The sequence below is a fragment of the Prevotella sp. E13-27 genome (assembly GCF_023217965.1).
In the GTDB taxonomy this organism is placed as follows: Bacteria; Bacteroidota; Bacteroidia; order Bacteroidales; family Bacteroidaceae; genus Prevotella.
Map to the genome: position 1 here is coordinate 849706 of NZ_JALPSC010000002.1, position 12489 is coordinate 862194.

The window sequence follows — 12489 nt, forward strand, 5'->3', positions numbered from 1 at the left end:
ATACAATTAGCTATCTATGAGTTATGAATTCTGGATAATATGCACATCTCTCTGTGGGAATGGAATCTCTATGCCATTCTCATTAAGAGTCTCGTAGATGCAACGTGTCACATCGCTGATGACAACCCCTTTCATTACAGCATCAGCCCACACAAACAGTTTAAAGTCAACACTTGAATCGTTCATTGCTGTTATAACCGAGCCAGCCTTCTTTGTTGGATCTATCCATTCGTTATGTAGCTTGTTGACAGCGTCTTCCACGAGTTGCTGCACCTGTCGCAGGTTTGAGCCGTATGCCACTCCAAATGGTATTGATGCAAGCACATATCCGTGGTTTTTAGTAAGATTCTTGTAGTTCTTATCAAAAAGCTGCGAATTCTGGAATGTTATAACCTCACCCGATTTTGCCTCGACTATTGTAGAGGTATAGCTTATCTGCTGTACCTTACCCATTATACCATCTACCTCAATCCAATCACCAACTTTTAGTCTACCGGCCATCAGAGATGCGCCATAGAAGATATTCTCAATGATGTTTTTCGATGCGAAACCGATACCTGTTGACAGACCGCCTGAGATTGCCAATAACCATGCTAGCGAAATGTGCAGCAGTCCGAGTGACAATAGAAGCCAGATGCTCCACACAAGAACTTGAATGATGTTCTTACTCATTACTGAGCGTGATGCAGCTGTTGACGGGTCCTGATTCTCGAAATGCAGCGACATGAAAGCCAACATGGTGAAAGCTATATAGCGGAAGCAGAACCACAGACAGATTACGAACGATAGCTTCAGTATTGACAGCTTCAGGTTCTCCATATCTATGAAGTTCTGTCGGAACAGTTGCCAGCAAAGGTCGCTCAGGTTAAACACGTCAGCAGCCCAGTATATACTCAGCATGAGCGACAGTACTCCCATGACGGGCATTACCACATCTGACATTAAATGGAAATGCCAGCTCTTTGTGATGGGGTTGTCCTTCATGTTGTGTCGCTCTCCGAATATTGTCATCCATCTTGACAGACATGTGATTGTGAGAATACATGTAAGCTGCATTATCCACCAGATGAGTATCTGTACTGCCAAGAGTGTGTATCCGCTCCATGAACAAACAGTAGATGTGATGAATACCAGAAGCGACAGGTATGTGTAGAACATGTCCTGCTGTGGCACATTCTTATTATGTCGTGATATCACGTTCCATTGCCAGAATGCGGCTAGCAATAGTATTGGTGGAAATATAAGGTTTACCAGTTCCTTCGGTATAAGTATTATTCGGAATGCTATGACAAGGAATCCCACTACTATCAATGGTGAGTATATTCTGAATGCACTCGCAATCTGGTCACCACTTACTCTCAATAGCAACGAAACGAGAATCACGCCAAGCAGCCATGCATATTCCACGAGCAGGTTTGAAGCCATTATAATGAAGTTCTGATCACCAATGTTTCTTCCTATGATTAAAATCAATGCAAAGGTGATAGTTGTCGTAGCCATTATAATGCTGCTACGCTTCTTTTTGAATTCTTCTGTTCTTAGTTTCTTGGGCAACAGTACTCTGATTGCCAGCTGATTGATGATGGTTGCAATGATTATATAGAAGAGAATCACTAAGAACAATCCAAATATGATCTTGCTGTCCCATTGTGAGTTAGGCGCCGACTTATATTTGTCATTCATCGTGACTAACATATCATTGAACTTCTCCTGTATGTTATGCAGTACGTTGAAATAGTTGTCGCCGCCATTCATGAATATGCCACGCTGAATCTCGTTGTATCTCACCTGGGCATAGTCGTTCATGTTGCGTAACTTCTGCTCACTCATCTCATAATAATGTATGTAGTCAACAGTCTGCAATCTGTTCTCTGCTAACGAGTTTCTGATGCTTATAGCCAGTGTCAGACAAATATTCCTGTCAGTATTGGCTCTCTGTCCAAGCATAGCTGTAGGCATGTTTTTCAAGCTAACAATCAGACTATCATACTTTGCTATCTCAGCATCGTGTCTTTGTAGAAATTCTTGGAACGGCACTCTTCTGCTTTGGAACTGCTGATACAGTTCTGTTGCCTCATGACATGCATAAGTGAGATCAAACACATAGTCTGAGTTCTGTGAATAAAGCATCAAAGAGTTCTGGTTTGAGCGCTTCATTATGTCTATTAGCTCATTAAGAGTCTGCGTATTATATCGTCTGCGCTCAACTACTTGACTTGTTTGCTCAATATGTCTAAGCACCAGTTCATGACGAAGTACTGACAATGTTTGTTCTAGGTTTTTCTCTTTCAATACTGCGCTAACATCGCCGCATACTGAAATAAAAACGACCAACAATAGAATGATTCTTTTTATGTTCATCTGTGTAAATATGTTGATTTCTTTTTTGTATAAATCGGCTTATATCGTCACCACGAAACGGGCTCCATCACTATAGCTAGTATCAAGCGTTATGTCGCCACCAAGACGTCGGGCGAGGCTTCGTGCTACAGTTAGTCCTATGCCAGTTCCGTCATAGTACTCATCGAGCTGTACGAATTCATCGAATATACGCTCCTGTTCCTCTGCAGGTATACCTATTCCAGTATCCTCTATTATGAATCGACCTTCAGAGACGATAAGTCTTGCATGCTCATTTGCTGTTTTTTCTTTGGCAGACTGAGCCATGAGCGCTTCAGCAGGATGCGTGAACTTCATTGCGTTGTCAAGCAACAGTTCTACTATGCGTACAGCCGATCGAAGATTTGTCTTAATGACAGCATCTGAACCTTCTTCAAGTTTCAATTCAAAGTCGAGATGTGACGCTTCGCCTATACCCGACATGAGTATTGCCTGATGTGCTATTTGGGCCGATGTTACCTCGTCATTACGCTCAAGTACAATATTGCTGCTCACTTCTGAGAGTTCAAGCATCTTGTTTACGAGTCCTGTTATACGGTCAGTACTGTCAATAATCTGCTTCGATGCGTCGGAACGTTCCTTTTCCGAAAGAGTCGCACCTGGTGTCGTTATGAGCTGTGTAAAACCGCTAAGGATGTTGAGCGGGGTGCGTATCTCGTGAGAAATCTGTTTAATGAACGCACTTTTCATTCGTGTTGATTCTTCGGCACGAGCATTTGCCACGACAAGCTGTTCATTTTTCTCAGCCATTTGGTCGTAGGCTTTCTGCAGGCTCTGGTGTGCCAGCTCAAGACGCTTGCTGAGAAGATAACGGTTTACGCTGAAGACAACAAGGAATACGAATGTCAGGACAACCAACAACACCCATACCCATACAGGAATCTTTATTTCTCCGAACTGCGACACCACGTCTTCGCCATAGATGTCGTCAATTATGCCCTCAGCTTCCATCCTGCGCATCTCTGCATTAATGCTGTCTATGAGCTCAGCGTTGTGGCTGGCATAGCAGTACTCACGTGGCTCAAGAGATAGCTCTTCAGTCTTCATCACATTCTGTAGATGGAACTTATCAATGTTATAGGCTGCCTGGAAACGATAGCAGATAACGCCATCATATTTTCCGTTGTTCAGATCTTCGAAAGCTTCACTCAGGTCTGTAACGGCATAGTCTTCTGCTCCTGCACTCTTCAGCATCACTCCTATGGGACGCGAACGCATATATGCAATCTTCTTGCCGCTTAAATGACGAAAGTCAAACTCACTATAGTCTTTCTTGCGATAGACAATCTGATAATAGAGACGGAATACGGCATTTGAATAGTTCGTAAGTTCTTTGCGATATGAACTATAGACGAGCAACCCCAGGTCGTATTTTCCTTCTATGATTCCAGGCGACATCTTTTCCCAACGGTTTGGCGAGAATGTGAACGGTATGCCCATTCGTTTTAGAAGTATCGACGTGAACTTCACATCGTAACCCGACGGCCGTCCCTGATCATCAACATACTGAAGTGGCGCATAGCTGGTGTTCATGCCCACCACGAGCGGGCTTTCTTTCGTGAATCCAAAGTGCTTGGCCATCTGGCTTACGCTTGTGTCGTCCTTGCGTGCCTTGAAGTATTTCTCAGAAGAAGTGTCACACGAAGCCATCAACGACAGAATGACCACTGTCGCCAGTATGTTACAGAAAAGCCTGTTTATATTATTGATTGTAATCATTATGGTTGCACTTGTTTGCATTGAGGATGCAAATTTACGAAAAACTTTTTATTTTTAAACATTGTAATACTAAAAAGAAGTTTCCATTAGAAAAATACATGACATATTTCATTTTTGTTTTCAGATTTTTATTTATCTTTGCACACATTAAAGGCCAAACACTATGCCCAACGAACAGTCATCAGTAAAGGAGCGGCAACGCACCGACCTTCGAGAGCCGCGACGCTACAAGGTCATTATCTACAACGACGACTTCACTACAATGGAGTTTGTTGTAATGATACTTACAAACGTTTTCTTTAAGAGTCAGGCAGAAGCCGAGGCACTAATGCTTCAGGTGCACCACAGTGACAAAGCCGTGGTGGGAATCTACACTTACGACATCGCTCTGTCAAAAGTGCACAAGGCTACCCGCATGGCACGTGAGAGCGGCTATCCGCTTCGATTGGCTTGTGAACCAGAATAACAATCAAGAATGGCAAATATAGACTATACACCAAGAGCAAAAGCCCTTATCAATAAGGCTGCCGACCGTTGCGAGGCGTTCAGACATGAGTTCATTATGCCTGAGCATCTTCTTTTCGCCATGCTCGAAGATGGCACTTTTAGCACCGTTATCAGCATCTATGCTTCTATTCAGCTGTTGGAAGACAATGTTGAGAGCCATCTTCGCAACACACCTCCCCTGCCCGATGACGTTGAGGTGGAGCCCGAGTTGTCGGCACAAATGACCCAACTCATTGAGTCTGCCTACAGGCAAGTCATATATAGCAGCGCAGAGTCTATTGATGTTCCTCACCTCGTTGTGTCCATGATGGAGCTTGAAGATTCTTGGGCGAGCTATACGCTTAAGAACCTCCTAGGCAATGAAGCTGAGAACTTCGTCAGCGACCTTATCTCCGTCTATGAAGATGAAGACTTCGAGAACTCCCTTGACAGCGATGACGATGATGACGACAATGCTGATGAACAGGAGGCTCAGAAGCCTGAGTCGTGGCGCAAGCTTGTTGAGTGCATGAATGATACTGTGGCAAACCACAATCCGCTCATAGGTCGTGAAGCTGAACTGGAGCGCACCATTCAGGTACTCTGCCGCAAGGATAAAAACAATCCGCTTCATATTGGCGAGCCAGGCGTTGGCAAGACGGCTCTCGTCTATGGTCTTGTTAGCCGTATTGTCGATGGCAATGTTCCTGAGCGTCTGAAGAACTGCGTGGTCTATCAGCTAGACCTCGGCACCCTGCTTGCCGGCACCCAGTATCGTGGTGACTTCGAGAACCGCCTGAAGATGATTCTCGAGGGAATGAAAGCCGAAGGCGATGCTATCGTCTATATGGATGAGATACATAACATCGTGGGTGCTGGAGCCATTGGCGAGAGTTCAATGGATGCAGGAAATATGCTTAAACCTTATCTTGAAGCTGGTGATATACGCTTCATTGGTTCAACTACTTACGAAGAGTTTAACAAGTATTTCTTGAAGTCTAAGGGACTTGTTCGTCGCTTCCAACAGATTGATATCTCAGAGCCGAGCATTGACGAGACGATAAACATTCTGAAGCAACTGAAAGGCAAGTATGAGGAGTTCCATAATGTGGTCTATACCGATGAGGCTATAGAGTTCGCTGTCAAAGGAACGGCGAAGCATATAGCCGACCGTTTCCTGCCCGACAAAGCCATAGACCTCATTGATGAGGCAGGCGCTAAGATGGAGCTTGAACCTGTCAAGCGCGAGATTACTGATGACTTCCTTGCAGAGATTCTTGCCAAGATGTGTAAGACTGAAGCAATGACAGTCAAGGAGAACGATGCCGAGCAGCTTGCAACCCTCTCCGATAACCTTCTCGCTCAGATCTACGGACAGGACAATGCCATCAAACATGTTGTTGAGGCTGTACAGATGGCGAAGGCAGGACTTACCGATGAAGACAAACCTTTAGCATCGCTTCTCTTCGTTGGACCTACGGGTGTTGGTAAGACGGAAGTCGCCCGTGTCCTGGCACGAGAGCTCGGCATTGAGCTCGTGCGTTTCGATATGAGTGAATATACTGAGAAACATACCGTTGCCAAGCTCATTGGCTCTCCTGCTGGCTATGTGGGCTATGAAGACGGTGGCCAGCTTACCGACGCTATCCGAAAGACCCCTAACTGCGTTTTGCTTCTCGACGAGATTGAGAAGGCCCACAGCGACATCTATAACATTCTGCTTCAAGTGATGGACTATGCTCGCTTGACTGATAACAAAGGTCGTAAGTCAGACTTCCGCAATGTCATTCTCATCATGACCTCCAACGCTGGTGCCCAATATGCCACTCAGGCGTCTATAGGCTTCGGCAGTCATGTGTCGCGAGGCGAAGCCATGTTGCGTCAGGTCAAGAAGACGTTCAAGCCCGAATTCATCAACCGTTTGTCAGGAACGGTTGTGTTCAACGATATGGATAATGCTATGGCCTCTCTCATACTAAAGAAGAAGCTCTCTCAGCTTCAGGAGAAGCTCACGGCAAAGAATGTCACGATGACCCTTTCTGACGAGGCTTTTGCCCTGTTGCTTAAGAAAGGCTTCACCAATGATTATGGTGCACGCGAGATAGACCGAGTCATTGCCCACGATCTGAAGCCTGTCCTTATGAGAGAGATTCTCTTTGGAAAGTTGAAGAACGGAGGCGAAGCTAACATCGGCGTTAGCGACGATAAGCTTGCCATAGAATGATAACTGGCACTATAAAGGAAAATTACGAATATGGTATTCAGACTCGACGACGAACTGTGGTTCCCCGACCCTCATCTGGCTGACGATGACGGCTGCCTTGCCGTGGGTGGAGACCTAAGCATCGACCGCCTTTTGCTGGCTTATCAGCACGGAATCTTCCCTTGGTATGCTTTCCGCCACGACGAGCCTATATGGTATTGCCCCAAGAAGCGTTTCGTCATCTTCCCTGATGAGATACACATTTCTCATTCCATGCGCACGCTCATGCGCAAGAACATATATACAGTTACGTTCAACAAAGATTTCGAAGGCGTGATAGCCAACTGTGGAGGTCTGCGCATTGATGAAGAATATGCGTGGCTGGGGCCCGATATGACAGCTGCCTATACTGAGCTTCACAATCAAGGCTTTGCCCTGAGTGTTGAGGTATGGGAGAAAGAGCGTCTCGTAGGCGGTCTCTATGGTGTAAACATCGGCAGCGCTTTCTTTGGCGAGAGCATGTTCTCGCTTGTGCCGAGTGCATCGAAGCTTGCCCTCATCAGTTTGGCTCAGATAATGCAAGAATGCGGCGGCTCGCTGATTGACTGTCAGTTCGAGACACCGCATCTTAAATCTATGGGCGGACGCTACATCGACTACGACGAATACATGAAAATCATCAGTAGAGAGTAGTAATCGTCAAGCTTCTTATCCTATTTCTTCTTGCTTGAAATCTTAATGGTCTTTGTCGTGTTCACCGTTCCAGGAGTCGTTGTTGCTGCAGACTTTTTATAGTATTTCAAAGCTTCAGGCAACCACTTCTGTATGTCCTGCACACGCTTTGCGTCCGATGGGTGGTCGCTGAACAGTCCTCCGCTGCCACTACCCTGTGCCGCCATTCTCTGCCAGAAGCTCACAGCCACATTGGGGTCATAGCCAGCCATTGCTGCAAAAATCAGTCCCATGTGGTCAGCCTCGCTCTCCTGTTTTCTCGAGAAGCCCGATGTCCACAGGCTCGAACCAAGCTGTGTGCCCAGCGAGAGCAGCGCCTGCGTTCCTTCGCCCAGCTTTGCACCTTGAGCCACAGCTCCCAGTATAGACACTCCGTATTGCTGTTTGTAGGCGTTGCTCAATCTTTCTGCCGAATGCTTAGCCACAGCATGAGCGATCTCGTGACCAAGCACAATGGCAAGCGAAGCCTCGTCGCGCGTCACGGGCAATATTCCCTCATATACCACAATCTTTCCGCCAGGCATGCAGAACGCGTTCACCTGCTGGTTCTGTACGAGGTTAAACTCCCATGCATATTTCTTTGCATCGTCAGCCAGTCCCACCTTGTTAAGATAGCTCACCACCGCATTGGCAAGCCTTTGCCCCACCCTGCGCACCATCTCTGTATTAGCTGCGTTGGTTGACGGTTTTGCCGACTGCATGTATTGCTGATACTGCTGATAGGAAAGCGTCAGCACCTCTTCGTCGCTGACTATTAGACTCTGACTGCGCCCTGTGATGGGAACATAGTTTGTTGTGCCACATCCCACGAGGATTGTGGTCAGAATTGACAGGAAAAATAGTTTCAAGTGTTTCATAATAGTACTTTGAATCGTGCAAAAGTAATAAAAATATTTGTATTGTAGCAAAAAATACGTAATTTTGCGAGCAAATTCAAAAACATATCTATTCATTAACGTAAAGTAATATCATTTATGGATTATAAGAGAGTGTTTGAGACTATGGTTAGCGAGACCGCTAAGTATCTCAAAGAGAGCAATCTTAAGACTATGGTGCTCGGTCTGTCAGGTGGTATCGACTCCACCGTCACATCTGCCATCTGCTACGAGGTAGTTAAGCGCAATCCCGAGTGCGGGTTCAAGTTCATTGGCGTTAGTCTGCCATGTTCTACCAACAGTCGCGAAGAAAATGATTCTGCCTACGCGTCTATGCAGGCATTCTGTTCAGAGGGATGGGTTGAGAATCTTCAGAAGGAATATCTGCTGATGAAGGCTACTTGTGAGCAGCGTTACCCTTCTACTCACATCTCACAGGGCAACATCAAGGCTCGCCTGCGCATGATCTATCTCTATAACCTGGCTTCAGTAACTGGTGGTCTGGTCATGGATACCGACAATCTCACTGAGCACTATCTCGGTTTCTGGACCATTCATGGCGACGTGGCCGACTACAATCCCATTGGCGGTCTGTGGAAACACGAGGTCTATGAGCTCTGCAAGTATCTCTTCACTGAGGTCTATACCGATGTCGATGACTGGAAATACAAGGCCCTGCGAGCAGGCTATGGCATCACTCCTACCGATGGCAACGGTGTAGCTGCCGGTGGCGACATGGCTCAGATAGCTCCTGGCCACACCTACGAGGAGGTTGACGATATTCTAAACACCTACCTTCAGACAAAAGACCAGCCAGAGCAGCTTAAAAAAGAACTTGACCGAATGAATGCCGCCTATGGTGCCGACACCGTTGAGCGCGTGCTCAAGCGCCATCACGGCTCAGAGTTCAAGCGCCGTCGCATGCCACTCCTTATCGAACGTTCACTATACGAATAATTTTTTTGGGGAAAAAATGGTTATCACATTAAACCTTTATTCTTGACAAGCGTCATAAAGACATAAAGTGTAAATTTGATAACCATTTTCCATATTTTATGAAACGACTATTTCTGCTTATGACTGTCTTGCTTGTGGCAGTAGTTTCTATTCAGGCACAACACACCGTCACTGGTAATGTTATTGACAGCGACGAGAAACAACCCGTAATACAAGCCACCGTTTCGCTGTTGAAGACCGACAGCACCCTTGTTGCCAATGCTGTTACCAACGTCAATGGCGTGTTCACCGTTACGGCAAAGGAAAATGGAAATCACCTTCTTCGTGTTACCTATGTCGGCTACAAGACCGTTTACAAGAAAGTGGTTGTAGGCGACAAGCCAGTTCATGTTGGCACCATGACCATAGCTCCCGATGCTGTGATGCTTAAGGGTGCCGAGGTTGTTAAGCACCTGGCCAAGGTTACCACTAAGGACGATACCATCATCTTCAATGCTGCCGCCTATCGCACACCCGAAGGCTCCGTTGTAGAGGAACTTGTGAAGAAGCTCCCTGGTGCTGAGATTGGCGACGACGGAAGCATCAAGATCAACGGCAAGACCGTTCAGAAGATTAAGGTCGATGGACGCGAGTTCATGACCGGCGACACCAAGACCGCCATCAAGAACCTGCCAACATCCATTGTTGACCGCATCAAGACCTACGATGAGAAGAGCGACCTGAGCCGTGTGACAGGTATCGACGATGGCAATGAGCAGCTCGTGCTCGACTTCGGACTGAAGCGTGGCATGAACCGTGGCATGTTTGCCAACATCGATGTTGCCGCAGGCACCAAGGACCGCTATTCAGCTCGCGGCATGGCAGCCATGATGAAAGACGAGTGGCGCGTCATGGGCTTTGGCAATATGAATAACACCAACGACATGGGCTTCGGCGGTGGCGGCGGTGGCGGACGCTTTGGCGGAGGCGGTCGCAACGGTCTGCAGGCCTCTAAGATGGGAGCTGTGAACTTTAACTACGAAGACCCGAAGAAGCTGAAATGGGACGGCTCCGTGCGCTGGAACCATAGCGACGGCGATGTGTGGAGCCGCCGTTCATCAGAGAACTTCGTTGCCAAGACCGGATCGTTTTCAGAGTCTTTGAACCAGAACTTCTCTCGCTCTAACTCATGGAATGCCCAGATGCGCGTTGAGTGGACGCCCGACACCCTGTGGAACTTCAGCCTCCGTCCTACATGGAGCTACTCCACAAACGACGGCTCTTCTACCAGCGGCTCTGCCACATTCAGCAGCGATCCCTACACATACACCACTTCCACTAACGACATTGCCTCCATCGTGTCAACGATGCTTGGCCTTGACTCCACCTTCGTGGTCAACCAGCGTCAGAACGGAAGTCTCTCCTACAGCGACTCAAAGCGCTTCGGAGGAACTCTCCAGATAAACCGCAAGCTGGGCAGCACTGGTCGTAACATCACCTTCCAGTCAGGCTTGAACTACAGCGAAGGTGCCTCAGAGTCGTTCTCGCGCAGCCTCGTGAACCTGTACCAGTTGGCCACAGGCGACTCTACCTACCAGCGCAATCGCTACAACGTTACACCTCAGAAGAACTACAACTATAACGTTCGCCTCACTTATAGCGAGCCCATCTTCAAGGCCACGTTCCTGCAGTTCAGCTATAACTTCCAGTACAGCTTCACTAAGAGCGACCGCTCTACTTATGACTTCTGGAACGAGAGCGACCCCACCCGCCGCTATGACATGTCGGCCATTTCACCCGACTACCGCCAGTGGGGCATGGTGTTCAACGCTCTCGGAGGCCACACCTACGACGAGTTCCTCGACACGAGCCTGAGCCGATTCTCACAGTATAAGAACTATACTCATACAGCCGAGATCATGCTCCGTGTCATTCGCGAGAAATATAACTTCAACGTTGGCGTTCAGGTAGTGCCACAGGCATCAGAGTTCACCTACCGCTACCTCTCTACCGACACCGTCACCAATCGCACCGTTGTCAACTGGAGTCCAACAGCCAACTTCCGCTGGAAGCTCAGCGAGCGCGGCAACATGCGCTTCGAGTATCGCGGAAATACCAGTCAGCCGTCTATGAGCGACCTGCTGCCTATCACCGACAACAGCGACCCTCTCCACATCACAAGTGGTAACCCGGGGTTGAAGCCATCGTTCACCCAGCGTTTGTCTTGGCGCTACAACGACTTCTTTGAGCGTCATCAGCAGTTCATCTTCGCCAACATCAATTTCTCTACCACGAGCAACGCTGTTGCCAATATGGTCAAATATGATCCCACTACCGGTGGAAGCACGTCGCGTCCTGAGAACATCAACGGCAACTGGAACATTGGCAGCAATCTCACCTTCAATACTGCCCTCGACACCATTGGCCGCTATAACATCAACACCTCTACCGATGCCAGCTATGCCAACCGTGCAGGCTATATCGACATCAATCGCGATGGCAACATAAGCAAGATGACCACCCAGACCACCACCCTCGCTGAACGTCTTGGTGCCAGCTACCGCAACGACTGGTTCGAGTTCGAGGTCAACGGCCGCGTGCAGTACAACTACTCTTACAACGCTCTGCAGCCCAACTCTAACCTCAACACGTGGAACTTCAACTACGGCTTCAATACCACTCTTCAGGCACCTTGGGGCATGCAGTTCACCACTTCGCTCAACATGTCGTCACGTCGTGGATTCAGCGATGCTGCTGCCAACACCAACGAGCTCATCTGGAACGCCCAGATCTCACAGAGCTTCCTCACGGGTAAGCCGCTCTCTATTCGTCTTGAGTTCTACGACATCCTGCGTCAGCAGTCTAACTTCTCGCGCGCCATCGATGCCATGTCGCGTACCGATAACTGGTACAACTCTATCAATAGCTACGTCATGCTCCACGCCACCTATCGTCTGAACCTCTTCGGTACAAAGGAGATGCGTCAGTCCATGCGCATGGGTCCTGGCGGTCCTGACGGAGGTCGTGGTGGTAATCGTGGTGGTAATCGCGGAGGCAACCGTGGCGGCACTCGTGGAGGAGGCTTCCCTGGCGGTGGCTTCGGAGGTCCTGGCCGTTTCTAAACGATAATTCCCATTT

The 12489-nt window shown here is 47.9% G+C and carries 8 protein-coding genes; 5 read left to right on the forward strand and 3 right to left on the reverse strand.

Features of this window, described 5'->3' with window-relative positions:
- Positions 1-21 precede the first annotated feature (21 nt).
- Both M1L52_RS12545 and M1L52_RS12550 read right to left on the reverse strand, forming a co-directional pair.
- Positions 22-2361, reverse strand: a complete 2340-nt coding sequence (locus tag M1L52_RS12545; RefSeq protein ID WP_248615378.1) for a mechanosensitive ion channel family protein — start codon at positions 2359-2361, stop codon at positions 22-24.
- A gap of 39 nt (positions 2362-2400) precedes the next feature.
- The gene (locus M1L52_RS12550) at positions 2401-4119 is read right to left on the reverse strand and encodes a transporter substrate-binding domain-containing protein (protein WP_248615379.1); all 1719 of its coding nucleotides are present in this window, start codon (positions 4117-4119) and stop codon (positions 2401-2403) included.
- Between the two features lie 163 nt (positions 4120-4282).
- Between M1L52_RS12550 and M1L52_RS12555 the strand changes: the two genes are divergently transcribed.
- Genes M1L52_RS12555 through aat form a run of 3 tightly spaced genes read left to right on the forward strand, consistent with a single transcriptional unit; the run spans position 4283 to position 7501 of the window.
- A complete protein-coding gene (locus M1L52_RS12555) occupies positions 4283-4585 on the forward strand; it encodes an ATP-dependent Clp protease adaptor ClpS (protein ID WP_248615381.1) in 303 nt (100 codons plus the stop codon).
- A gap of 9 nt (positions 4586-4594) precedes the next feature.
- Entirely contained in the window at positions 4595-6829 is a 2235-nt protein-coding gene (locus tag M1L52_RS12560) for an AAA family ATPase (RefSeq protein WP_248615383.1), read from the forward strand.
- 30 nt (positions 6830-6859) lie between these two features.
- On the forward strand, positions 6860-7501 hold the full coding sequence (gene aat, locus M1L52_RS12565; RefSeq protein WP_248615388.1) for a leucyl/phenylalanyl-tRNA--protein transferase: 642 nt from the start codon (positions 6860-6862) through the stop codon (positions 7499-7501).
- Positions 7502-7521: 20 nt separating this feature from the next.
- On the opposite strand, the gene M1L52_RS12570 is transcribed toward aat, so the two are convergent.
- Positions 7522-8397 carry a M48 family metallopeptidase gene (locus tag M1L52_RS12570; protein ID WP_248615389.1) on the reverse strand — a complete coding sequence of 292 codons (876 nt, stop codon included), beginning with the start codon at positions 8395-8397 and terminating at the stop codon, positions 7522-7524.
- 117 nt (positions 8398-8514) lie between these two features.
- On the opposite strand from M1L52_RS12570, the gene nadE reads away from it, so the two are divergent.
- Together nadE and M1L52_RS12580 are read left to right on the forward strand one after the other, a co-directional pair.
- Positions 8515-9372, forward strand: a complete 858-nt coding sequence (nadE, locus tag M1L52_RS12575; protein ID WP_248615390.1) for an NAD(+) synthase — start codon at positions 8515-8517, stop codon at positions 9370-9372.
- A 98-nt stretch (positions 9373-9470) separates the two neighbouring features.
- A complete protein-coding gene (locus M1L52_RS12580; protein ID WP_248615391.1) occupies positions 9471-12473 on the forward strand; it encodes a TonB-dependent receptor in 3003 nt (1000 codons plus the stop codon).
- Positions 12474-12489: the final 16 nt, after the last annotated feature.